18 protein-coding genes, 2 pseudogenes and 1 riboswitch are annotated in these 23,828 nt (G+C 70.0%); of the genes and pseudogenes, 10 read left to right on the top strand and 10 right to left on the bottom strand.

Translation table 11 applies throughout. From position 1 onward, the window contains the following. Nucleotides 1-13: 13 nt before the first annotated feature. Both ABZ919_RS12560 and ABZ919_RS12555 read right to left on the bottom strand, forming a co-directional pair. The gene (locus ABZ919_RS12560; RefSeq protein WP_361246227.1) at nt 14-976 is read right to left on the bottom strand and encodes a hypothetical protein; all 963 of its coding nucleotides are present in this window, start codon (nt 974-976) and stop codon (nt 14-16) included. A gap of 150 nt (nt 977-1,126) precedes the next feature. Beyond that, the gene (locus tag ABZ919_RS12555) at nt 1,127-1,576 is read right to left on the bottom strand and encodes a hypothetical protein (RefSeq protein ID WP_361246224.1); all 450 of its coding nucleotides are present in this window, start codon (nt 1,574-1,576) and stop codon (nt 1,127-1,129) included. Between the two features lie 586 nt (nt 1,577-2,162). Between ABZ919_RS12555 and ABZ919_RS12550 the strand changes: the two are divergent. From ABZ919_RS12550 to ABZ919_RS12540, 3 genes and pseudogenes are all read left to right on the top strand, one after another. Then, nucleotides 2,163-2,527: pseudogene (locus ABZ919_RS12550) on the top strand (hypothetical protein). Then, nucleotides 2,517-6,827 (top strand): DUF6531 domain-containing protein, encoded by a 4,311-nt coding sequence (locus tag ABZ919_RS12545; protein WP_361246221.1) that lies wholly within the window; start codon nt 2,517-2,519, stop codon nt 6,825-6,827. Before ABZ919_RS12550 ends, ABZ919_RS12545 begins: the two are co-directional and overlap by 11 nt. Next, nucleotides 6,827-7,297, top strand: a complete 471-nt coding sequence (locus ABZ919_RS12540; protein WP_361246218.1) for a hypothetical protein — start codon at nt 6,827-6,829, stop codon at nt 7,295-7,297. The genes ABZ919_RS12545 and ABZ919_RS12540 overlap by 1 nt, the downstream gene beginning before the upstream one ends. A 508-nt stretch (nt 7,298-7,805) precedes the next feature. On the opposite strand, the pseudogene ABZ919_RS12535 reads toward ABZ919_RS12540, so the two are convergent. Both ABZ919_RS12535 and ABZ919_RS12530 read right to left on the bottom strand, forming a co-directional pair. Continuing rightward, nucleotides 7,806-7,992, bottom strand: a pseudogene (locus tag ABZ919_RS12535) (IS5/IS1182 family transposase); the annotation flags it as partial. Between the two features lie 199 nt (nt 7,993-8,191). After that, nucleotides 8,192-9,385: a spermidine/putrescine ABC transporter substrate-binding protein gene (locus ABZ919_RS12530; RefSeq protein ID WP_361246215.1), complete on the bottom strand. Its 1,194-nt coding sequence runs from the start codon at nt 9,383-9,385 to the stop codon at nt 8,192-8,194. 807 nt (nt 9,386-10,192) lie between these two features. Here ABZ919_RS12530 and ABZ919_RS12525 point away from each other — a divergent pair. Next, nucleotides 10,193-10,351, top strand: a complete 159-nt coding sequence (locus ABZ919_RS12525; RefSeq protein ID WP_361246212.1) for a hypothetical protein — start codon at nt 10,193-10,195, stop codon at nt 10,349-10,351. A 94-nt stretch (nt 10,352-10,445) separates the two neighbouring features. Here the strand turns inward: ABZ919_RS12525 and ABZ919_RS12520 are convergent, their stop codons facing one another. Beyond that, nucleotides 10,446-11,885, bottom strand: coding sequence for a gamma-aminobutyraldehyde dehydrogenase (locus ABZ919_RS12520; protein WP_361246209.1), 1,440 nt, complete (start codon nt 11,883-11,885; stop codon nt 10,446-10,448). 170 nt (nt 11,886-12,055) lie between these two features. Here ABZ919_RS12520 and ABZ919_RS12515 point away from each other — a divergent pair, with 170 nt between their 5' ends. The 6 genes from ABZ919_RS12515 (at nt 12,056) to ABZ919_RS12490 (ending at nt 17,763) form a co-directional block, all read left to right on the top strand. Continuing rightward, on the top strand, nt 12,056-12,577 hold the full coding sequence (locus ABZ919_RS12515; RefSeq protein ID WP_361246206.1) for an Lrp/AsnC family transcriptional regulator: 522 nt from the start codon (nt 12,056-12,058) through the stop codon (nt 12,575-12,577). A gap of 19 nt (nt 12,578-12,596) precedes the next feature. Next, a complete protein-coding gene (locus ABZ919_RS12510; RefSeq protein ID WP_361246204.1) occupies nt 12,597-13,961 on the top strand; it encodes an aspartate aminotransferase family protein in 1,365 nt (454 codons plus the stop codon). A gap of 207 nt (nt 13,962-14,168) precedes the next feature. Next, nucleotides 14,169-14,909: an ATP-binding cassette domain-containing protein gene (locus ABZ919_RS12505; protein WP_361246201.1), complete on the top strand. Its 741-nt coding sequence runs from the start codon at nt 14,169-14,171 to the stop codon at nt 14,907-14,909. Further along, entirely contained in the window at nt 14,891-16,342 is a 1,452-nt protein-coding gene (locus ABZ919_RS12500; protein WP_361246199.1) for a hypothetical protein, read from the top strand. Before ABZ919_RS12505 ends, ABZ919_RS12500 begins: the two co-directional genes overlap by 19 nt. Before the next feature lie 102 nt (nt 16,343-16,444). Next, nucleotides 16,445-16,852 carry a VOC family protein gene (locus tag ABZ919_RS12495; RefSeq protein ID WP_361246197.1) on the top strand — a complete coding sequence of 136 codons (408 nt, stop codon included), beginning with the start codon at nt 16,445-16,447 and terminating at the stop codon, nt 16,850-16,852. Nucleotides 16,853-17,076: 224 nt separating this feature from the next. Then, on the top strand, nt 17,077-17,763 hold the full coding sequence (locus ABZ919_RS12490; RefSeq protein ID WP_361246195.1) for an LAETG motif-containing sortase-dependent surface protein: 687 nt from the start codon (nt 17,077-17,079) through the stop codon (nt 17,761-17,763). Nucleotides 17,764-17,844: 81 nt separating this feature from the next. Here ABZ919_RS12490 and ABZ919_RS12485 read toward each other — a convergent pair whose 3' ends face one another. The 5 genes from ABZ919_RS12485 to rlmN all read right to left on the bottom strand — a co-directional run bounded on the left by ABZ919_RS12485 (nt 17,845) and on the right by rlmN (nt 23,773). Continuing rightward, nucleotides 17,845-18,645, bottom strand: a complete 801-nt coding sequence (locus ABZ919_RS12485; RefSeq protein ID WP_361246192.1) for a maleylpyruvate isomerase family mycothiol-dependent enzyme — start codon at nt 18,643-18,645, stop codon at nt 17,845-17,847. A gap of 25 nt (nt 18,646-18,670) precedes the next feature. Next, nucleotides 18,671-19,690 carry an ABC transporter ATP-binding protein gene (locus ABZ919_RS12480; protein WP_361246189.1) on the bottom strand — a complete coding sequence of 340 codons (1,020 nt, stop codon included), beginning with the start codon at nt 19,688-19,690 and terminating at the stop codon, nt 18,671-18,673. 29 nt (nt 19,691-19,719) lie between these two features. Then, on the bottom strand, nt 19,720-21,321 hold the full coding sequence (locus ABZ919_RS12475) for an iron ABC transporter permease (protein ID WP_361246186.1): 1,602 nt from the start codon (nt 21,319-21,321) through the stop codon (nt 19,720-19,722). Between the two features lie 38 nt (nt 21,322-21,359). Then, nucleotides 21,360-22,451 (bottom strand): thiamine ABC transporter substrate-binding protein, encoded by a 1,092-nt coding sequence (locus ABZ919_RS12470; RefSeq protein WP_361246183.1) that lies wholly within the window; start codon nt 22,449-22,451, stop codon nt 21,360-21,362. 83 nt (nt 22,452-22,534) lie between these two features. Beyond that, a riboswitch (TPP riboswitch) is annotated at nt 22,535-22,643 on the bottom strand. 23 nt (nt 22,644-22,666) lie between these two features. Next, on the bottom strand, nt 22,667-23,773 hold the full coding sequence (gene rlmN, locus ABZ919_RS12465) for a 23S rRNA (adenine(2503)-C(2))-methyltransferase RlmN (protein ID WP_361246180.1): 1,107 nt from the start codon (nt 23,771-23,773) through the stop codon (nt 22,667-22,669). Nucleotides 23,774-23,828: the final 55 nt, after the last annotated feature.

The following is a 23,828-nucleotide window of genomic DNA, read 5'->3' as shown; positions in this document are numbered from 1 at the left end:
ACACGGCGCTCGCTCACCTGCGGTACGGGTTCTCCGCGCGCAGCGCCTTGTCGATGATGTCGCCGACGTCACGGTCGGTGAAGCTCGACGGAACTGGCAGGCCCAGCCGGTCGAGCAGGCGTCTGACCTCGTCCACGGTCGGCTCGTCCGAGAGCGGGACGGCTTCGCGCAGATCGAGCTTGACCGCCTGCTCGCGGCTCTGGTGCAGCTCGGTGACGTAGTAGTCGTAGAGCGGCCGGTCCCGCTCCACGTACAGGCTGACCCGGCTCGGGTCGTCCTGGGTGATGATCAGGCAGGTGTCCGAGAGGTCGAAGCGCAGCGCCGGTGCCACCGAGGAGAGGTGGACGTCGATCTCCAGGGTGTCCAGCCGCTGCCGGTGCCAGCCGGCCGCGACGACGGTGGCGTACGCCTCCTTGCGGGTGCGTTCGACGGTCCACTCTCCGAAGGCGCCGCCGGGCGCCGGGCCGAACGTGCTCCTGAAGCGCGCGTACGCGGCGCACACGTGGTCGTCGGCCGGGTTGATGATGTCGATCTTCATGCTGAGCGAGCGCCGCTGGCGTTGCGCTTCGAGGACGCACTCGGGGAGGGTGACGGCGCGCAGATAGGTGCCGGTTCCTCCCTTGAACACCCAGCGGGTGGTGGTGCGCCGGGCCCGCTCGTGCGCGAGCGCGACCTCCGCGCCGGAGAGGGTGCGCACCATCGCCAGGTCCTCGATGGCCCGGCTCGTGCCGGCGCTCGCGGACCGGATGTCGGCCATGCGCCGGCGGCGTTCGGTGAGCGAGCCGTACACCAGCGCCGCGAGTACGAGCAGGGTGGCGCCGGAGACGACGTTGTCGTCCATGTTCTGGTTGAGGACGTCCATCAGCCCGACGACCAGGGCGACGACGATGGCGACGATCCCGTCCGCGTTGCGGACCGCCCAGGCGATCGCGTCCTCCAGCCGGCGCCCGGCCCCCTGTGGTGTGCTGCGCGTCACGTCCACCCTCCCCCGACGGTGGCTTCCATCGTAGGAGGAGGGGAAGTTGCCGGGCTATGCGTCAATCAGCCTTGGCGAAGCCGCCGCACGCCGGTGCTCGCTGCGGATCACAGGTGCTCGTCGATCTGCCCGGCGGCCCGGTCGGCGCGGTCACGCCAGATCGTCGCGTCCCAGCCACGCCGGCTTCACCGGCACTCCGTCCGCATACCGCTCGACCTGGTCCACCGGCTCGGCCGGCTCGTCGAGTGAAGCGACGGGCTCAGTGGGCTCCTCAGGTGAGCCGGTGGGCCCGCTCGGCCCTTCCACGGGCTCGGGGTCGACGGGCGCGGCGGAGTCCTCCAGCACCTCCGCCACCGTGAACCGGGTGGCGAACGACTGCCACGCCCCGTCGACGACGAGCAGCAACCCGTCGCCGCTCCGGAGAAGCCGGCGGCGCCTGGGACTTCTGGGGTGCTCGGGCGCATACCTCCGGGCAAACCGCTCCAGCTCCGCCAGCGCCTCGGCCCGCGCCCCGGAGACGTGCGCCACCACGTGGGCCTCGATGTGCTTGCGGTCCCCGGCACTCATGGTCGTCTCGACGACCAGCGCCCAGGTCGTCATGTTCCCCGGTCCCTTCCATGCGACCGCCATCACCGGTGTGCACCGGTCGACCCCCTCGCCCTGCGTCGACGCCGGGCAGCCCGGCAGCCGCGCACGCACCGCTCCGCGCCGGAGCCCCCTGGCCTATCGAATCTCGCATGGTGTCCGCCCTCCGGACCGAGGCGGCCCGGTGGACCCACCTCGTCATGATCCGCATGAGTGACGGCCGGTGCGAGGCTCCTTCCAAGGTGGCCGACGACCCCGCGTGAGCCATGCGGGGGCTCGCCGGGCTGTCACGCACGCCAGCGAATCCCTTGATGACACTGTGGAGTTTCGCAGGGAGATCCTCTCACGAGGGGGCGCAGCACCGCCGAATGACGAAGCCTTCTCGGAGGCGGATGTTGCGCGCACGTGCTCCCCATGTGTGTGCCAGCGCCACACCGGACCCCTAGGGGGGCGCCGCGGACCACACCCGCGTTGCCCAAGGCCGTTCGAGTGCGTGGGTGCGTCAACCAGCCAGCCCTGCCTTTAGATTGCCAAGGCATGGGGATTTTTTGAATTCGTCACCATAGAGTCGAAAGCCGCGACTGCGAGCGGGGATGCACCGATGGGCGACGGCAAGGTCCCCGGCAAGGTGCTTGACATCAAGACGCCGACATCAAGGCGGCGGCACCGGCCTTCCAGCAAGGGGCCATCGATCTGAGCAAGGCTCTGACCACTCTCATCAAGACCCTGGACGGCCTCGGTGAGCCCTGGGGCCACGACGAACAGGGCGATCAGTTCGGCGGCGTCTACAAGCCGAACCAGAAGAAGATCGAGAGCGCGGCGGGCATCCTGGTGCTCGGTCTGACGAGCATTCACGAGGCCATGGTGGACATGGCGGACGGGCATGTGGACAACGACAAGCTCGTCGCCGGCATGTTCACCGAGGTGAAGACCGACAAGCAGAGCGACGGTGCCGGTGAGCGTTGAGTCCAAAGCCCGCCACATCCTTCTCGACATGGGCCTGTGGTGGCCCGAGGCCGACCCCGACAAACTGCGGGACGCGGCGAAAGCCTGGCGCGCATTCGCCCACTCGGTGGATGACGTCCGTTCCCCCGTGCACCGCAGCGCGTCCGGGATCATCCACAACAACACGGGTGAGTCGATCGAGGCATTCCACAAGTTCTGGGACCGCTACGCCAAGGACCAGCACGGCGGCTGGCTGAGCGACCTCGCGGAGTCCTCGCGGGATATGGCCAACGGCCTGGACAAGTTCGCCGACGGCATCGACGACGCGATCAACAAGCTCTGGGCGCGGATAGGCATCGACGCGCTCGTGATCGCGGGCGGCATCACGCTGGCCGTACTCACCGCGGGCATCGCCACCGGGGCGGCGGCAGCAGCGGCTGACGCGGTCATCGAGTTCGGCGCCACGGTAGGCGTCGGGGTCTCCACCTTGGTGGCCGATGTCATCGGAGGCGCCTTCGCCGGCGTCGCGTTCGGCGGAGTCGAGTCGGTCACCGTCGACCTCGCCGTGGCCCAGCCGCTGCAGATCGCCGCGGGTCTGCAGCACGGCTTCAGCCTGGACGAGGTCAACCAGGCCGCCAAGGACGGCATGATCTTCGGCGGCGCGCTCGGAGCGGGCGACGGCCTGCTGAAGGCGAGCATGGAAGGAGGACTCGCCGACACCACCCCACTGCTGCTGCGCCCGCCGTCGCTCCGCCCCGACCTGGTCGATCTGGGCACGGCGGCCCGCACCGCCGACGACATGCCGTGCGTGGGCGAGCCGATCGACGTGGCGACCGGCGCCATGCTGATGACGCAGACGGACCTGGCCCTGCCGGGGAGTCTGCCGCTTCAGTTCACGCGAACCCACCTGTCCTCGTACCGGGGAGGTGTCTGCTTCGGCCCGACGTGGATCTCCACCCTCGACGAGTGCCTCCAGATCGACGGTGAGGGGGTCGTCTTCGCGGCTGCGGACGGTATGCGCCTGGTGTATCCGGTGCCGGAGCCGGGCGTGCCGACGATGCCGGTGAAGGGCGCCCGCTGGCCGCTGGAGTGGGACGGCAAGCCAGACGGCGCAATGACGGTCACCGACCCGTCAACGGGCGTGACACGGACCTTCGCCGCCCCTGTCCCCGCTCCCACCTTCGGCGTCTTCCACCTGGCACTGGACTCCTGGACGGACCGCAACGGCAACCGCATCGACGTCGAACGCGACGACGAGGGCATCCCGTTCGGCATTCGCCACTCCGGCGGCTACTACGTCGCCGTCGACACCCAGGGCCCCCGCATCACGGCCCTGCGCCTCCTGGATGAGCCGCCATCGCGTTACCGCCCGGGCGCCGCGCTCGACGAGGGCACGGTCGTGATGCGCTACGGCTACGACTCGTCGGGCAACCTGACCGAGGTCATCAACTCCAGTGGTGAGCCGCTGCGGTTTGCCTATGACGGCGATGGACGCGTCACCCGCTGGACCGACCGTATCGGCACCTGGTTCTCATACGTCTACGACGACCGCGGCCGTGTGGTCCGCACCGAGGGCGTGGATGGCATCCTGTCCGGGACGCTGAGGTACGACGACGCAGCACGCACGACTACATATACAGACTCCCTGGGCCTCGTCTCAGTGCACCGCTACAACGCCGAGGGCCAAGTCGAGGAGGAGACGGACCAGCTGGGGCACACCACCCGCACCCGCTGGGACAAGTACGGTGTCCGGCCTGTCGCCGTCACCGACGCCCTGGGACGCACAACGCAGTACGCCTACGACGCCTCAGGCAACCTGACGGAACTCAGCCTGCCGGACAGGTCGATCGCGCGGGCTTCGTGCAATGCGTTCGGGCAGCCGACAGACGTGGTCGAGCCGGGTGGTGCGGTCTGGCGGCACACATACGACGAACGTGGCAACCTCCTCACGACCGTCGACCCCACGGGCGCCGAAACCTGGTACACGCACGACGATGAGGGCCGCCCGACGGCGATCACCGACGCCCTCGGCCACACCCGCACCGTCGCGTACAACCCGGCCGGCCTGCCCGTCGCGGCGACCGATGAGCTGGGCCGCACCACGACGATCCGCCGGGACGCCTTCGGCCGGATCATCGAGGCAACCGATCCGCTGGGCCACACCACCCGCCTGGGCTGGACCATCGAGGGTAAGCAGGCGTGGCGCCAATACCCCGACGGCACGCGCGAGTCATGGGACTGGGACGCGGAGGGCAACCTTCTCAGCCACACCGACGCCGCGGGTAACACGACCCACCACACTCCGGGCCCTTTCGACGTCCCCACCACGCGGACGGACTCGGATGGCGCCCGTTACGAGTTCACCTACGACACCGAACTCCGCCTGACTGGCGTCACCAACCCGCAGGGGCGCACCTGGTCGTACACCTACGACGAGGCGGGCCGGCTGACCGCGGAGACCGACTTCAACGGCCGCACGCTGACATACGTCCATGACGCTGCAGGACAGTTGGTTTCCCGGATCAATGGCGCCGGGGAGACCCTGCACCTCACGCGGGACGCGGTGGGGCGGGTGGTTGAGCAGCGGTACGAGTCAGGTGCCGTCACGACGTTCGCATACGGTCCCGACGGTGGTCTCGCGCACGCGTCCAACGCCGACGCCGAGGTCGTTCTGGAGCGAGACAGCCTGGGCCGCGTGCTGTCGGAGACGGTGAACGGCCGCACGACCACGAATGCGTACGACGCTCTCGGCCGACGCGTCCGCCGGGTGACTCCGTCCAGGCTGGCCTCGGAATGGACGTATGATCCGGCGGGCCGCCCGCTCACCTTGCGCTCGCCCGTGGGCGAAGTCCAGTTCGCCCACGATTCCGCAGGCCGCGAGACGGAGCGCCGCCTCGGTACGGAGGTGAGGCTGACCCAGAACTGGAGCCCGCGGGACCTCCTGACTGGACAGAGCCTGACCTCAGGCCCAGCGGCGGACGGCGTGGACCGTCTCCTCCAGCACCGCACCTACACACACCGCGCCGACGGCTACGTCACCGAGATCCGCGAGCTGACCTCAGGCACCCGCCGCTTCGACCTCGACGGCATGGGGCGCGTAACCGTAGTGCGCGCCCACGGCTGGACCGAGACCTACGCTTACGACTCGACGGGCAACCTGGTGGACGCCACCGCACCCGTCCACGACGCGCCCGGCGAGCGCGAGTTCGACGGCACCCTCGTCCGCTCGGCGGGCGGAACCGTGTATGAGCACGACGCGCAAGGTCGCCTGGTCCGCAGAACCGGCAGGCTTCTGAACGGCCAGAGCCGTACGTGGAGCTACGTATGGAACGCCGACGACCGACTGACGCAGGTGGTCACTCCGGACGGCGACCGCTGGCGCTATGCCTACGACCCACTGGGGCGGCGCGTCTCCAAGCACCGGGTTGCCAGGGACGGCTCCGAGCACGACCGCACAGAGTTCAGCTGGGACGGCGCCCTCCTGGCCGAGCAGACCGCGCCAGACGGCCGGGTGCTGACCTGGGACTACAAGCCGGGCACCCCTCGCCCAGTGGCCCAGACCGACCACGAGCCGTCGGCCACGCTATCGAGCGCATCGTTCCTGGCGCGCCTGGCCGAGGAGACGAAACCCGAGCGCAACGCTCGCTTCTGCGCCGTGGTCACGGACCCCGTCGGTACCCCCATGGAACTGGTGTCGGCGTCCGGAGACCTGCTCTGGCAGCGCCGCAGCACCCTGTGGGGCCCATGCTTGCCGGGCCCGGCCCCGGACGCGGACTGCCCGTTGCGCTTCCCGGGGCAGTACGCCGACGACGAAACAGGGCTGCACTACAACCTCCACCGCTACTACGACCCCAGGACGACCCGATATATCAGCGCGGATCCCCTGGGGCTGGAGCCAGCGGACAATCACCACGGATATGTACGCACTCCGCTCACCTGGATCGATCCCCTCGGTCTCTCCCCCTGCAACTATGACCTCGACGACTTGTCCCAGGCAGCCACCACCATCAAGAAGGGCCAGCTGTCGCCCGCCGGCAGGGCTTTGCAGAAGCACGGCGACCCAAGCCCAGGTAACCTGGCCAAACGGGGTCAAGCTCACGTCGATATGTACAATTTCGGCAAGGTCACCAATAGTGAGCGGACCGAGATCGCCAATGAGATGATCCAGGACATACTCACTGACCCGAACGTGGTCGAGAAGGTCAACACCTCTGCATCGGCTCAATACGGCGGCATCACCCGCGACTTCAGAGTTCCCGGCGGCTGGGGCGCCCGATGGAGTTGGCGTGGGGGCCAACTCACTTTCGAAGGATTCCTGTGATGGCGGGGCAGCACCAGGCCGAACCGGCCTACCGGGCAGAGGACTTCGTGGCAGACGGAGCGCTGCGGGACGTTTGCGTCCTCGACACCACGCTCGACGATTGGCGGCGCATCTTCGACGGGCTGCGTGTGGCCCCGTGGAACTATGTCCTTACCTGGACGCTCGCCGGCACCACGGAGAGCGGCGCCTTGGACGCCTCTGTCGTATGGTCCCGTCTTGAGCAGAACCCGGAGGAATCGGCGAGCCTGGCCATCGACGTCGACGGTGTGTGGTTCACCTGCTACTTCTTCGACGTCGAAGAGATCGAGTTCACCTTCGATCCTTCCGACGTGGTCGACGAGGCGACCTTTGCACACGTGCGCACCTTCGTGACCTGGTTGGGAAGGACGACAGGCCGGGAAGTCATCGTGACGATGGAAGGCACCGACCACGCTGCGATGCCCGCGCTAATCCGATGGCAGCCGTTGTGACCACGATGGCTACCAGGCACTGGGCAGCGTTCGTGACCTGTGCTGATACCAAGTAGTGTCAATGGTCGGCGACATGGAGTTGGCACTCCGGTTCAGCCCAGGTCACGAGGCGTGTCGCCGCTAGGTTCTGTCTCCTCGGTCAGCGCCGTGCCCAGATGAGGATGGCTGCGAGGTGGAGCGCGGCCTGGTAGGCGACCGCGAGTTTGTCGGTCCGTGTGGCCAGGCCGCGCCACTGCTCGAGGCGGTTGATGCACCGCTCGACATGTTGCGCTGCTTGAAAAGCTCAGCATCGAAGCCGGGTGGACGGCCGCCGCGGCAACCCGCCGCAGACGGTCGCCGATCTGGTCCGACGGCTGCGGGATGACCGCGCGGATCTGCCGGTGGCGCAGGTGGCCGCGGATCGCGCGGGATGAGTAGGCACGGTCGGCCAGGACCATGTGCGGCGGGTCCAAGGCCGACCAGGGCCGGGTCCCGGCACCCGGATAAGGCTCATGAACGTCTCGAAGGTGGGCGCGTCACCGGTTTGACCTGCAGCCACGGTGAAGGCAAGGGGGCCGTCCGCGGCCAGTTGAATCTCGGTGCTCAGCCCGCCGCGGGAACGTCCGAGCGCGTGATCGTCCGGCTCGTTGCGGCCTGCGGCCCCTTTTGAGTACTCCGGCGGCGTACTGGTGAGCCCGGACGACGGTGGAGTCGACCGACGCGGTCCCTCCGATGTCGTTGATCACTAACCGGACAGGCACATCCGATCAACTGACGAGACCATCAGAGAGACACACTTTAGCTGACGGTGGACGTCACCATCCTGCGTGAGGCTCTGCGCGCACTGCATTCAGTGCCAACTATCCCTCTTCTGTGCTAACTAGAATTCTTTGTCACACACAAGGGCTCGTATGCCTAGAGCCCCACGATCCCGTTCCACCGCTTGGCGAACTCCACCCGCTCCGTGGAGGTGATGTCCCGGGCGATGGCGAGCCGCTCGCGCATGCCGGCGTCGGGGAAGATCAGCGGGTTGTCGGCGAGGGCCGCGGTGTCCTTGTCCTTCGAGGACGCCAGGACGTCCTTGGCGGCCGGGACCGGGCAGACGTAGTTGACCCAGGCGGCGAGCTCCGCGGCGACCTCGGGGTCGTAGTAGAAGTCGACCAGGGCCTCGGCGTTGGCCTTGTGGCGGGCCCGGTTGGGGATCATCAGGGAGTCCGACCACAGCTCGGCGCCCTCCTCGGGCACGACGAAGCGGATGTCGGGGTTGTCCGCCTGGAGCTGGATGACGTCGCCGGAGTAGGCCTGATAGGCGAGGACGTCCCCGCTGACCAGGTCCTTGGTGTAGTCGTTGCCGGTGAAGCGGCGGATCTGGCCGCTGCGGACCTCGCGCTCGACCTCGTCGCAGACGCGGTGGAAGTCGTCCGCCGTCCACCTGGTGATGTCCACGCCGTTGCCCTGCATCAGCAGCGCGAAGGACTCGTCCAGGCCGGACAGGAGCGTCACGCGGCCCTTCAGGTCGCTCGCCCAGAGATCCTTGACGTGCCGGATCTCACGGCCCAGCTTCTTCCGGTTGTAGGCGATGCCGGTGATGCCCGACTGCCAGGGCACGGTGTAGCGGCGGCCCTTGTCGAAGGCGGGCGTACGCAGCAGCGGGTCCAGGTGCTTCGCCACGTTCGGCTGCCGGGCGCGGTCCATCTCCTGGACCCAGCCGAGGCGGACGAACCGGGCGCACATCCAGTCGCTGATGACGATCAGGTCGCGGCCGGTGGGCTGGTGGTTCATCAGCGCGGGGCTGATCTTGCCGAAGAACTCGTCGTTGTCGTTGATCTCCTCGACGTAGTCGACGGAGATCCCGCTGCGCTTCTCGAACGCCTCCAGCGTGGGCCGCCGGCTGGCATTGTGGTCGTCGGTGTCTATGTACAGCGGCCAGTTCGCCCAGGTCAGCCTTTTGTCGTTCGCGGACGCGTCGGCGACGGCCCGGTCGCCGGGCGCGACATAGGCGGCGGGCACCCCACAGCCGGCCAGGGCACCGAGCGCGGCGGTGCCGCCGAGCGCGCGCAGGAGGGAGCGGCGGGACATCGAGGACGTACGCGAAGAAGTCTGGGGCACCCCGGAAGGATGCCGTTCCGCCCGGCGAAGCGACAATCGACGCTGCGTCGAGCATGCCATCGGCTGCCCGACACCTTGTCGATCACGGGAGGTTGCCGGGGTACGGAAACGTGCGACCGGACAGTCGTCCCGCATCACGCAGTGTCCCGCCCCCTTCCCGGGAGGACGATGGCCGGGTGCTGCCACGGGGGAAGCGGCGCCGCGAGGCGCGGGAGGAATCGTCCCGGTGCCAGGGCCAGTTGACGGCATTCGGTGAGCTGCTCGCGGGGCATCCGTTCACGGCCAGGACACCGGCCGGGCAGAGCCCCGACGCGCCCACCCCCACGTCACCCACCGGACCATGCGGCCCCGGCGATGGCGTGCTCTCGGTGGACAGGTCCGCCCGCGACGGTCTGCACGCGCCCGGGACGGGGCGGCCGCTCGGCGGCCGCGGCTGACGGAGCGCTACACCACCGGGCAGCTCCTGACCCGTGCCGCCCTCGTCGCCCTGCCCTGCTATTGCCTGGTGGTCGGCATCCTGGGCGGCTGGACCGCGGCGCTGGTCCGCGTCCCGCTCCTGAACTTCGGGGTCGGGATGGCCTGCGGCGGGGGCGCGCTCTGCTGGGGGGGTGATCGCGCAGACCCGGAGCGCGTTCAGAGGCGGACGCGTCGCGGCGGGGTACCGCGGCACCGAGCGCGCCTGCGGGCCGCGGCGGACCTTGGGCACAGCGCTGCGTCCCCACGGACGCCGACGGCCGTGAGACGGCGTACCCGCGCGGCGTGCCGCACGCGTCCCTGGCCGCCCTGCCGACCCGCCGCCTGTGACTTGTGGAGGGGCGCGAGGAGCGCAAGCTGATCACTTCCACGGACCTGTTCCTCAGTCCGCTCCTCCTGGTCGTGGCCTTCCCGGTGCTGCTGTGCGGGGTGGCGCTCACGCCGTGCGGGGTTACCGGGATGCTGATCGCCGCGTCGACGAACCTGTGGTGAGGATCGCCGTACCGCGGAAGGCTCACCGGTACGGCGCGGCCCCCGGACGAGGAGGTGAACCCGTCCGGGGGCCGCTCACTGCCGTTCCCGGTGCCTACTCGCCCAGGGACGTCATCACGTGCTTGATCCGCGTGTAGTCCTCGAAGCCGTAGGCGGACAGGTCCTTGCCGTAGCCGGACTTCTTGAAGCCACCGTGCGGCATCTCGGCGACCAGCGGGATGTGGGTGTTGATCCACACGCAGCCGAAGTCGAGCTTCTTGGACATGCGCATCGCGCGGGCGTGGTCCTTGGTCCACACGGAGGACGCCAGGGCGTACTCGACGCCGTTGGCCCACTCCACGGCCTGGTCCTCGTCCGTGAAGGACTGGACGGTGATGACCGGGCCGAAGACCTCCTTCTGGATGATCTCGTCGTCCTGCTTGACGCCGGAGACGACGGTCGGCGCGAAGAAGTAGCCCTTGTCGCCGACGCGCTTGCCGCCGGCCTCCACGCGCGCGTGGGCGGGCAGCCGCTCGATGAAGCCCTCGACCTGCTTGAGCTGGTTGGGGTTGTTGAGCGGGCCGAACAGGACGTCCTCGTCGTCCGGCTGGCCGGTCCTGGTGTCCTCGGCGGCCTTGGCCAGCGCGGTCACGAACTCGTCGTGGATCGCCTCGTGGACGAGGACGCGGCAGGCGGCCGTACAGTCCTGGCCGGCGTTGAAGAAGCCCGCGACGGAGATGTCCTCGACGGCCTTGGCGATGTCGGTGTCCTCGAAGACGACGACCGGGGCCTTGCCGCCCAGCTCCAGGTGGACCCGCTTGACGTCCTTGGACGCCGACTCGGCCACCGAAATGCCGGCGCGTACCGAGCCGGTGATCGACGCCATCGCCGGGATGTCGTGCTCGACCATCAGACGGCCGGTCTCGCGGTCGCCGCAGACGACGTTGAAGACGCCCTTGGGCAGGATCGAGCCGAGGATGTCGGCGATCAGGACCGTCGACGCCGGGGTGGTGTCCGACGGCTTCAGGACGACCGTGTTGCCCGCGGCGATCGCCGGGGCGAACTTCCACACGGCCATCATCATCGGGTAGTTCCAGGGCGCGACCTGCGCGCAGACGCCGACCGGCTCACGGCGGATGATCGAGGTCATCCCCTCCATGTACTCACCGGCGCTCCGGCCCTCCAGCAGCCGCGCCGCACCCGCGAAGAAGCGGATCTGGTCGACCATCGGCGGGATCTCCTCGGAGCGGGTGAGCCCCGTGGGCTTGCCCGTGTTCTCCACCTCGGCCGCGATCAGTTCCTCGGCGCGCTCCTCGAACGCGTCGGCGATCTTCAGAAGGGCCTTCTGACGCTCGGCGGGGGTCGTGTCGCGCCAGGCCGGGAAGGCGCGGGCGGCGGCCTCCATCGCGGCGTTGACGTCCGCCTCGCCGGACAGCGGCGCGGTCGCGTACGCCTCGCCCGTCGCCGGGTTGACCACCTCGGTGGTCCGTCCGTCGGCGGCGTCCCGGAACTCACCGTCGATGTAGTTGCGCAGACGACGCAGCTCGGTGCTCACTGCCGGCCTCCTGATCTGGTTCTTTCCGTCCACTCACTGAGACACCCACACTAGCTGCCAGGCTCACGTTTTCAACAGCCCCACCGCCGCGACTGCTGCGAAATCCGCAAGAGTGCGACTCTCAGACAACGGATTTCATTGATCAGGCCTTGCAAAACTGTCGAGACGTCGTGCACAGTGAGGTCGTGGCCAGTCGAAGCGCAGACCAGAGGGACTCCTCCCGCGAGTCCAGGAACGGCACCAGCCCACAGCTGGACGCCGTCTCCCTCGCCATCATTCAGCAGCTCCAGGAGGACGGCCGCCGGCCGTACGCCGCGATCGGCAAGGCCGTCGGCCTGTCGGAGGCGGCCGTGCGCCAGCGCGTCCAGAAGCTGCTGGACCAGGGGGTGATGCAGATCGTCGCCGTGACGGACCCGCTCACCGTGGGCTTCCGCCGGCAGGCGATGGTCGGGATCAACGTCGAGGGCGACGTCGAGTCGATCGCGGACGCGCTGACTGACATGTCGGAAGTCGAGTACGTGGTGATGGCCGCGGGCTCGTTCGACATCCTCGCCGAGATCGTCTGCGAGGACGACGACCACCTGCTGGACGTCATCAACAAACGCATCCGGTCCCTGCCCGGAGTGCGCTCCACCGAGAGCTTCGTCTACCTGAAGCTCAAGAAGCAGACCTACATGTGGGGAACCCGATAACCGTGAGGACCCGATAACCGTGAGCACCAAGGACCTCAGCCGCACCGCGTACGACCACCTGTGGATGCACTTCACCCGCATGTCCTCGTACGAGAACTCCCCGGTCCCGACCATCGTCCGGGGTGAGGGCACCTACATCTACGACGACAAGGGCAAGCGCTACCTCGACGGTCTCGCGGGTCTGTTCGTGGTCCAGGCCGGTCACGGCCGTACGGAACTCGCCGAGACCGCGTTCAAGCAGGCCCAGGAGCTCGCCTTCTTCCCGGTGTGGTCCTACGCCCACCCGAAGGCCGTCGAGCTGGCCGAGCGCCTGGCCGACTACGCCCCGGGCGACCTGAACAAGGTCTTCTTCACCACCGGTGGCGGCGAGGCCGTCGAGACCGCGTGGAAGCTCGCCAAGCAGTACTTCAAGCTGCAGGGCAAGCCGACCAAGTACAAGGTCATCTCGCGTGCGGTCGCCTACCACGGCACCCCGCAGGGCGCCCTGTCCATCACGGGTCTGCCGGGCCTGAAGGCGCCGTTCGAGCCGCTCGTCCCGGGCGCGCACAAGGTGCCGAACACCAACATCTACCGCGCCCCGCTCTTCGGCGACGACCCGGAGGCCTTCGGCCGCTGGGCCGCCGACCAGATCGAGCAGCAGATCCTCTTCGAGGGCCCGGACACCGTCGCCGCGGTCTTCCTGGAGCCGGTGCAGAACGCCGGCGGCTGCTTCCCGCCGCCGCCCGGCTACTTCCAGCGCGTGCGCGAGATCTGCGACAAGTACGACGTGCTGCTCGTGTCGGACGAGGTCATCTGCGCCTTCGGCCGCCTCGGCACGATGTTCGCCTGCGACAAGTTCGGCTACGTCCCGGACATGATCACCTGCGCCAAGGGCATGACCTCGGGCTACTCCCCGATCGGCGCCTGCATCATCTCCGACAAGCTCGCCGAGCCGTTCTACAAGGGCGACAACACCTTCCTGCACGGCTACACCTTCGGTGGCCACCCGGTCTCCGCCGCGGTGGGTCTCGCCAACCTCGACCTGTTCGAGCGCGAGAACCTCAACCAGCACGTGCTCGACAACGAGGGCGCCTTCCTGCAGACCCTGCAGAGGCTGCACGACCTGCCGATCGTCGGCGACGTCCGCGGCAACGGCTTCTTCTACGGCATCGAGCTGGTGAAGGACAAGAACACCAAGGAGTCCTTCAACGAGGAGGAGACCGAGCGCGTCCTGTACGGATTCCTCTCCAAGGCGCTGTTCGACAACGGCCTGTACTGCCGTGCCGACGACCGCGGCGACCCGGTGATCCAGCTCGCCCCGCCGCTGATCTCCAACCAGGAGACCTTCGACGAGATCGAGCAGATCCTGCGCGCGACGCTCACGGAGGCGTGGACCAAGCTCTGAGCACGCAGAAGCTGTGATCATCCGACTGGATGATCGATCACGGCCCCGGTGCCGTCCGTTCGAGTGGGAACGGCGGCCCGGGGCCGTGTGCTGTCCGGCCTCTCCGTGGTGGCTGCCTAGCGTTCCAGTGACCGATCGGCCCAGCCTTCGTTCCCCCGGACGGGGGAACAGGCACGGGAAAACGGATCAGAACCGAGGTGTACGCCCATGGAGGCCCCGCCGGACAACGACGTGCTCTGGGCACGCTCCCTGCACTTCAGGCACCCCGACGGCTCCCCCGGACTCGCCGGGATCTCGCTCGGCGTGCGGGAGGGCGAGATCTTCGCCGTCACCGGCCCGCGCGGCAGCGGCAAGACGACCCTGCTGCGCTGCCTTTCCGGCCAGCTGCGCGTGGGCAGCGGCGAGGTCTGGTTCAACAGCGCGCCTCTGCACACCCTGGGCCCGATGGGCCGGGAGCGGCTGCGCCGGGACCGGTTCGGCTGGATCGACCCGCTGCCCGCCCTGGTCCCCGAGCTGAACGTGTGGGAGAACGCCGCGCTCCCCCTGATGCTGCGTGGCACCGGCCGCCGCCGGGCCAAGATCGCCGCGCTGGAGTGGCTGGAACGGCTCGACGTCGGCGACAAGGCCCGTAAGCGCCCGCACGAACTCCTCCAGGCCGAACGCCAGCGCGTGGCGATCGCCCGGGCGCTGGTCCCGTCCCCCGCGATCCTCTTCGCGGACGAGCCCACGGCTGCGCTGCACCGCGCCGACCGCACCCACGTCCTGCGCACGCTCACCACGGCCGCCCGCTCGCACGGCATCACCGTCCTGCTCGCCACCCACGACCCGGACACCGCCGCCCTCGCCGACCGCACCGTGGCGCTGCTGGACGGCCGGTGCGTACGGACCGTGCACCTGCCGGACGCCCCCGAGACGGAAGGCCGGGCCGCGTGGTCGCTTTCCGTCTGACCCGCGCGGCCCGGCCCGCCGTCCAGCTGCGCCGCCTGCTGGTGGCCGCGGCGGCCGGCGGCACCGGTTTCCTGCTGCTGGCCTGCCTCGGCTACGCCCTCCGCCACCCGGAGCACGCGAACGCCGCAGTGCTGCGGCTGGCCTGGTGCGCGGTGCCGCTCGCCGCCACGGTGTACTTCGCGCTCGCCGTGGCCCGCACCGACCCCGGCACCCGGCCACGCCCGGGCCTGTCCGCGGTGGGTCTCGGCCCGGCGCGGCTGATGGCGATCTCCGCCCTGACCACGGCACTGTCCTGCACCCTGGGCTCGCTGCTGGCCCTGGTGGTCTTCCTGTATCTGCGCGGCTACCTCACGGGCATGCCCTTCGGCGGCGCGGCGGCGGACTTCCTGGCAGCGGACGAGCACCTCCCGCTCCCGGCGGTCCTCACGTTGCTGGCCGTGGTCCCGGCCACCGCGTCGGCGGCGGTGGCGCTGGCCCTCCGCCCGAAGGACCCCCGCCCCGCCGCCCCGGCCCTGCGCGGGTACGGCCGCTTCGGGGCGTACGGCCACTCGGTGGTGCGGGAGACGTTCGGGGCGTACGGGCGGTTCGGGGCGCGGCTGCGGCCGGGGGCCGGTACCGCCCCGGGCGAGCGGGCGGACGCGGCGGCACGGGCGGGGACGGGCGGCGCGGTCACGGCGCCGGGCGGCGCGACCGGCCCCGGGACCCAGGCCCCGGACAGGGACACAGCCGCGGACACGGACACAGTCACCGTCACGGACACAGTCACGGACGAAGACACAGGCACCGTCACGGACAGGGGCACGGACGGGGACAGGGACGCGGCCGCGGACGCGGACTGGAGCGAACTCCACCGACAGCCGCCCGAGGGCGCCCCGGTCGGCCTCCCGTGGGGCATCGCCCTCCTCGCCACCGGCCTGGCGGTCCAGGCCTACGCCGGCCACTCGCACGTCGCCGTGCTGCTCGGCCGGCTGCTCACCGCGACCGGCCTCGTCCTCGCCGCCCCCGGCATCACCCACCTGTGCGGCCGCCTCCTGCAGTCCACCCGCCCCGGCGCCCTGCGTCTCCTCGCCGGCCGGGTCCTCATGGCGGAGGCGATCCGCATCGGCCGCCCCCTGGGCGTCGTCTGCGCGGTCGCGTCCGCCGGGTACGCCATGACCGCGCTGTACGCCGACTCGGACCCGGCACCGGCGTTCGGTCCGCTGACCACCCTCGGCGGGCTGCTCGTCACCGGCTGCACGGTCGCCACCCTGTTCACCGCGGCGGTGGAGACCCGCCAGTGCCGGGCGGACACGACCGCGGCGCTGGTCCGCCTCGGCGCCCCGGCCACGATGCTGCGCGCGGCCGCGGCCCTCCGCGCGGCGGTCCTGGTCGCGGTGTTCGGCCCGCTCACCCTGGCGGTCGCCGCTCTGGCGGCCCTCCCCGTGGAGCGCTGACCCAAAAGGGCCCACGGCGACCGATGAGTTCTCCCGCGGCCCTCGGTCTACCCACCGAACACGCTGACCCCAGCACGGACCACCTCGGGAGAGAGGCCCCTGATGTACCAGCAGATGATCTTCGTGAACCTGCCCGTGAACGACCTCGACGCGTCGAAGAAGTTCTTCACGGAACTCGGCTACACCATCAACCCGCAGTTCAGCGACGACAAGGCCGCCTCCGTGGTGATCAGCGACACCATCGTCGCGATGCTGCTGACCAAGCCGTTCTACGCGACCTTCACCCAGAAGGAGATCGCCGACGCCACGAAGACCAGCGAGGTGCTGGTCGCGCTGAGTGCCGAGAGCCGCCAGAAGGTGGACGAACTCGTCGACAGGGCCCTCGCGTCGGGCGCCACGCCGAGCGGCCGGACCCAGGACCACGGCTTCATGTACGGCCGCGCCTTCGACGACCTCGACGGCCACACCTGGGAGGTCATCTGGATGGATCCGGCCGCTGTCGAGGGCTGATCGCGTCGCCGCGCGCAGGGGGCGAGCGGGCACCGGAAACCGTCAAACGTCCAGATGGTTAATAAGCAGGTAAAGCCAACGGCCGGTGTGGGCATATGCATTGACACTGCTTACGGAGCGCTTATAAACCTGTGAGCCTCTTGGGGGTGATGGGGCCTCACCTCATCCGTTCGCCCCAACGCCCCCTCAGCCCCCCGCAGTTATGCACTCTGTAAAGGACAAACGTGTCCATAACTCGCCGTAGCGCGCGCCGTTCCGTTCGCATCCTGGGTGTTGCCTCCGCCTCGGCCGCGGTGGTGCTGGGTCTGTCCAGCTCCGCGCTCGCGTGCAACATCCGTGACTTCAAGGCCGAAGCCAAGTGCGACGGCAACAAGGGCGTCATCGTCGTCACCGACACCGACATCTCCGGGACCCCCGCCACCATCACCGTGTTCTTGCAGAACAAGGGCGGGGTCGAGAAGCAGATCGGCGAGCAGGAGGTCAAGGGCTCGGCCGAGGGGACTCCGGTCACCTTCCCGGAGAACTGGAAGCCGAACGCGTCGTACCGCGTCCACGTCAAGGCGGCCAACATCGTCGACGAGGACATCGAGAACGGCTTGACGGCCCCGGCCACCGCCTGCAAGACCGACAGCCCGACCCCGCCGGCCTCGTCGACGCCGAAGCCGTCGCCGTCGAAGTCCGCCCCGGCCGAGTCGGCGACCCCGACCCCGTCGGCCTCCGAGTCCAGCTCCGCCCCGGCGACCGCGCCGAGCAACGCGCCGTCCCCGGCGGCCGGTAGCTCGAACCTCGCCGAGACCGGCGCCAGCTCCAACACCGGCCTGATCGCCGGCATCGCGGGTGCGCTGGTCGTCGTCGGCGGTGGCGCCGTCTACTTCGGCATGCGCCGTCGTGGGGCGCGCGGCAACAGCTGACGCCTCGCCGGCAGGTGCACGAACATCGCCGCGGCCCGTCCTCCTATCCCCAGGGGGCGGGCCGCGGTCGTGCGAAGGCCCTCACCCGAAGGTCGCCCGTGACAGCCAGAACTCCAGCACCTCGCGCTCGCCCTGCACCTCCAGGCCGGGCGCGTCCAGCGGCAGCCGACGGTAGAAGGCGAGCAGCACGGCGGTGAGCGGGCCGCGCAGGGCGACCGTGGCCTTCTCGTGGCCGCGCCACCAGCGCACGCCGTCCGGGCCGAACTCCAGCAGCCACTCGGCGTTCAGCGCCGGGTCGGCGTCGGTGGCGTGCAGGTGGATGGAACGGGTCGGGCCGTCCAGGCGCATGGCCTCTTCATGGCCCCGCATCTGCTGGAGAAGGATGGCGAAGTCCAGCCACTCGTCCATCGTGTCGACGGCGATCGCCGGTGCCAGTTCGTAGTCGAGGCCGGCCGCGAGGGAGGCGTCGGCACGGTGGATGCTGATCTCGTGGGTCATCCGCCGGGCCCAGAACCCGGAAACGGCTTTCCCCGGGAGGAAGCTCCACACGGCGGTGTCCGGCCCGGCCTCGCGCAGCGTCGCGACGACCAGCTCACCGGTCTCGGCCAGCCACTTGTCGAGTGCCGCCGCGTCGCCCCGCTCCGCGGGCCCGGCACCGAGCGGCACCTGGTCACGCGGAACGCGCTCCTGCGCCCGGGTGCGCACGATCGTCTCCACCCACCGCAGGGCCCCGCCCATATGGCGTACGAGGTCTTCCAGAGACCAGTCGGGACAGGTCGGCACGGTCGCGGACAGGTCGGCGCCGGAGGCCACCACGGACCTCAACTGCTCCACCTGGCGGGCGATCTCGTCACAGTAGCGGTCATGCGCGAGCAAGGTCATGCCGCCTACCCTAGGGCCGCGACGATCAGTCGAGCACGACGATTTCGGCCGCGTCGAACTCCACGCCCACCGCGTCCCCGACGTCGGGTGCCTCCCGCAGCGCGCAGGCCGCCTCCAGGCGCGGCCCGTCCGCGGGCTGGAGGTGGACGGCCACATGAGTGCCCTTGAAGGTGCGCGCGGTCACCGTGCAGGACAGACCGGCGTCGGCCGCCACGAGCCGTACCCCGGCGGGCCGGACCAGCAGCGTCCGGTTTCCCTGCGGGGAGCCGTCGGGCACCGGCAGCTTGCCCCACGGGCTGTCGGCCGCCGCACCGGCCACGGTCGCCGGCACCAGGTTGTCGAAGCCGAGGAAGCGGGCCACGAACGCGTCGGCGGGCCGCTGCCAGACCTCCAGCGGCGCGCCGGACTGCGCGATGCGCCCGTCCCGCATCACCACCACCCGGTCGGCCAGCGCGAACGCCTCGCCCTGGTCGTGGGTCACGGCGAGCACGGTCGTGCCCAACCGGCCGAAGAGCTCACGCAGTTCGACCACCAGGCGTTCGCGCAGCGACCGGTCGAGCTGGCCGAGCGGCTCGTCCAGCATGAGCAGCCGGGGCCGGGGGGCGAGCGCCCGGGCCAGCGCCACGCGCTGCTGCTCGCCGCCGGACAGGGAGGCCACGGCCCGCTCGGCGGCCCCGGGCAGGCCGACCAGTTCCAGCAACTGCCCGACCTCGGCTTCCCGTTCGCCCCTGGCGAGGCCGTGCATGCGCAGCCCGAAGGCCACGTTGGCGCCGACGTCCCGCTGCGGGAAGAGCTGGTGGTCCTGGAACATCAGGCCGACGCCCCGCCGGTGCGCGGGCACGCACGCCTGGTCGCGGCCGTCGAGCAGCACCCGCCCGGAGTCCAGGGGCTGCAGGCCGGCCACCGCCCGCAGCAGCGTCGACTTCCCGCTGCCGCTGGGCCCGAGCACGCACACCACCTCGTGCTCGGCGACATCGAGGCCGACGGCGTCGAGCACGGCCCGTCCGCCGAAGCGCACGGTCGCGCCATCGAGGCTCAGCAGCATCCAGAACTCCCTCGTCCGGCCGTCAGCATCTAGAACTCCCCCGTCCGGTCGGTGCGCAGCCGCTCCAGGACGAGCAGCGCGGCGGCGCACACCACCATCAGGATCGTCGAAAGAGCCATCGCCTGGCCGTAGTTGAGGTCTCCGGGGCGGCTGAGCAGGCGGGCCACGGCGACCGGGAGCGTCGGGTCGTCGGGCCGGGCGATGAACACGGTCGCCCCGAACTCGCCGAGTGAGACCGCGAACGCGAACCCGGCGGCCACCAGCAGCGCCCGCCGCACCAGCGGCAGATCCACCTCCCGCCACACCCGCCAGGGCGAGGCCCCGAGCACGGCGGCGGCCTCCCTCAGCCGAGCGTCCACCGCGCGCAGCACCGGCAGCATGGTGCGTACGACGAAGGGGGCGCCGACCAGCGCCTGGGCGAGCGGCACCAGGATCCAGGACTGCCGCAGATCGAGCGGGGGCTTGTCGAGGGCGATCAGGAAGCCGAAGCCGACGGTCACGGCGGAGACGCCGAGCGGCAGCATCAGCAGCGCGTCGAAGCCCCGGATCAGCCGTCCGGCGTCCCGGCGGGCGAGCGCGGCGGCGGCGAGACCTCCGATCACGACGGCGATGGCGGTGGCGGTGGCGGCGTACTGCAGAGAGGTCCACACGGCGTGTACCGGCGGCTGCAGGAACGTACCGCCGTCGGTGTGCGCCAGGGCCCGGTAGTAGCCGAAACCCGGTGCGTCCAGGGAGCGGCGGACGAGGACGGCCAGCGGCAGCACGAGGAGCAGGGCCACGGTGGCGAGGACGCCGGCGAGCAGCGCCCACTGTCCGGCGCCGCGCGGGCGGCGGGCGGTCAGCTTCGGATCGACGAGCCGCAGGGCGGTCTCCCGGCGCCGCACCGTCCAGGCGTGCACGGCGAGGATCGCACCGACGGCGACGAACTGGACGAGGGTGAGGACGGCGGCCGTTGACAGGTCGAAGATCTCGGAGGTCTGCCGGTAGATCTCCACCTCGAGGGTGGAGAAGGTGGGGCCGCCGAGGATCTGGACCACACCGAAGGAGGTGAAGGTGAACAGGAACACCATCAGCGCGGCGGCGGCCACGGCGGGTGCGAGCGCGGGCAGGGTCACCTTCCGCCACGCGCTCAGCGGCGAGGCGCCCAGCATCCGGGCGGCCTCCTCCTGCCGGGGATCGAGCTGGGCCCACAGCCCCCCGACGGTCCGTACGACGACCGCGTAGTTGAAGAAGACATGGGCCAGCAGGATCGCCCACACCGTCGTGTCCAGCCGTACCCCCCACAGCTCGTCGAGCAGCCCGCCGTGCCCGACGAGGGCGAGGAACGCGCTGCCGGCCACGACGGTCGGCAGCACGAAAGGGACAGTGACGACGGCTCGCAGCAGCTGTTTGCCCGGGAAGTCGAGCCGGGCGAAGACATGGGCGGCGGGCAGCGCGAGCAGCAGGGTGAGCACGGTGGAGGCGAGCGCCTGCCAGGTGGTGAACCACAGCACGTGCCGCAGGTCGGGCTGGGTGACCACGTCCGCGAGCCGCCCGAACTGCCAGGTGCCGTCGGCCTTGAGCCCGCGCGCGACGATCGCGGCGACGGGCCAGGCGAAGAACACGGCGAAGAACGCGACGGGCAGGGCCATCAGCCCGAACCGCGCCGCGTTCCCCCGCCGGGGACGGACTACTTCAGTACGAGCGAGGTCCACGACTTGAGCCACTGGTCACGGTTGGCGGCGATCTTCCCGGGGGCCATGATCTCGGGGTGCTGGGCGGCCGGCCCGTACTTGGTGAAGTCTGCGGGCACCTTCGCGCCGTCGACCACCGGGTAGACGAACATGTTCAGCGGCATGTCCTCCTGGAACTCCCTGGAGACCAGGAAGTCGACGAACGCCTTGGCGCCCTTGGTGTTCCCGGCGTTGCTCAGCACTCCGGCGAACTCGATCTGCCGGAAGCAGGTGCCGCTCGCCACACCGGTCGGGGCGGTGCCGGGCCGCTTCTTGGCGTAGATCACCTCGGCGGGCGGCGAGGAGGCGTACGACACGACGAGCGGCCGGTCGCCACCCGCCTTCCTGCCCTCGGACGACCCCGAGAACTCCTGGTAGTACGCCTGCTCCCAGCCGTCGACGACCTTGACGCCGTTGGCCTTGAGCTTCTTCCAGTAGTCCGGCCAGCCGGTGTCGCCGAACCGGGCCGCGCTGCCCAGCAGGAAGCCGAGGCCGGGCGAGGAGGTGGCCGCGTTCTCGGTGACGAGGAGGTTCTTGTACGCCGGCTTGGCCAGGTCGGCGAAGGACTGCGGCGGCGTCAGCCTGTGCGCGCTGAAGTAGGCCTTGTCGTAGTTGACGCAGATGTCGCCGTAGTCGATCGGCGTGACCCGGTGCTTGTCCTTGTCGAGCTGGTAGGCGGCGCCGACCTTGTCGAGGCCCTTGGCGGTGTACGGCTGGAACAGGCCGTTGTCGAGGGCTCGGGAGAGCAGGGTGTTGTCGACGCCGAAGAACACGTCGCCCTGCGGGTTGTCCTTGGTCAGGATCGCCTTGTTGACGGCCTGCCCGGCGTCGCCGTCCTTGAGGACCTTGACCTGGTACCCGGTCTTCTTCTCGAAGTCGGCGAGCACGTTCTTGGAGACGGCCCACGAGTCGTGGCTGACGAGGGTCACGGTCTTGGAGTCCGTGGACGACTCGGAGTCCGTGGACGACTTGGCGTGCGTCGACCCGCACGCGGACAGCGTGATCAGGCCGAGCCCGACCGCCACGGCCACGAAGGTCTTGTTCTGCACTGGATGTCCTCCTGGGGTTGGCCAGGAAGAGACGCGGCCCTGCCCGGGGCTTCGGTGGGAAGGACCCGGGCAGGGCGCAACAGCTTGAGTGGTGACCGAACTTCCTACCCAGAATGACCTGGGCGAGGTTCAGAGGGTCTGCGGCCCTGTCCGCCGCACTCTCAGCGCTGTGGCGCTCCCCTGTCGGAATATGAAGATATGTGGACGTGGCCAGATTACCGCTCGGTGGCCGCGAGCTGGCCACAGGCCCCGTCGATCTCCTGACCACGGGTGTCCCGGACGGTGACGGGCACACCGTGGGCGGCGATGGCTTCCACGAACGCCTTCTCGTCCTCCGGCCGGGAGGCGGTCCACTTCGACCCCGGCGTCGGGTTCAGCGGAATGAGGTTGACGTGCACGGGCTTGCCCTTGAGCAGCCGGCCGAGCCGGTCGCCGCGCCAGGCCTGGTCGTTGATGTCGCGAATGAGCGCGTACTCGATCGACAGCCGGCGCCCGGACTTCTCGACGTACTCGAACCCGGCGTCCAGCACCTCGCGCACCTTCCAGCGCGTGTTCACCGGGACGAGGGTGTCGCGCAGCTCGTCGTCCGGGGCGTGCAGCGAGACCGCGAGGCGGCACTTGAAGCCCTCGTCGGCGAACCGGTGGATGGCCGGCACGAGCCCGACGGTGGACACGGTGATCCCGCGCTGGGACAGTCCGAGCCCGTCCGGAGCCGGGTCGGTCAGCGCGCGGATCGCACCCACGACCCGCTTGTAGTTGGCGAGCGGCTCGCCCATGCCCATGAAGACGATGTTGGACAGCCGGGCCGGGCCGCCGGGCACGTCCCCGTCCCGGAGCGCGCGCATCCCGTCGACGATCTGGTGCACGATCTCGGCCGTGGACAGGTTCCGGTCGAGCCCCGCCTGTCCGGTGGCGCAGAATGGGCAGTTCATGCCACAGCCGGCCTGTGAGCTGATGCACATGGTGACGCGGTCGGGGTAGCGCATCAGCACGGACTCGACGAGCGTCCCGTCGAACAGCCGCCACAGCGTCTTGCGGGTCGTCCCCTGGTCGGTCGACAGATGCCGGACGACGGTCATCAGCTCGGGGAACAGCGCTTCCTGCAGCTTGGCGCGCGAGCCGGCGGGGATGTCGGTCCACTGCTCCGGGTCGTGCGCGTACCGCGCGAAGTAGTGCTGCGAGAGCTGCTTGGCACGGAACGGCTTCTCGCCGATCTCGGCCACCGCGTCCTTGCGCTCGGCGGGCGTGAGGTCGGCAAGGTGCCGCGGCGGCTTCTTGGCTCCGCGCGGGGCGACGAAAGTGAGTTCTCCGGGCTTCGGCATAACCCTTCCAGTGTCGCAGATCAACTCGGGGAGCCCAGGCCAGAGCGGGGTGGGG

This window comes from Streptomyces sp. NPDC046759, assembly GCF_040645475.1.
Lineage (GTDB): Bacteria > Actinomycetota > Actinomycetes > Streptomycetales > Streptomycetaceae > Streptomyces.
Note: the sequence above shows the minus strand (reverse complement) of the source record. Positions and strands in the feature narration are given on the sequence as shown.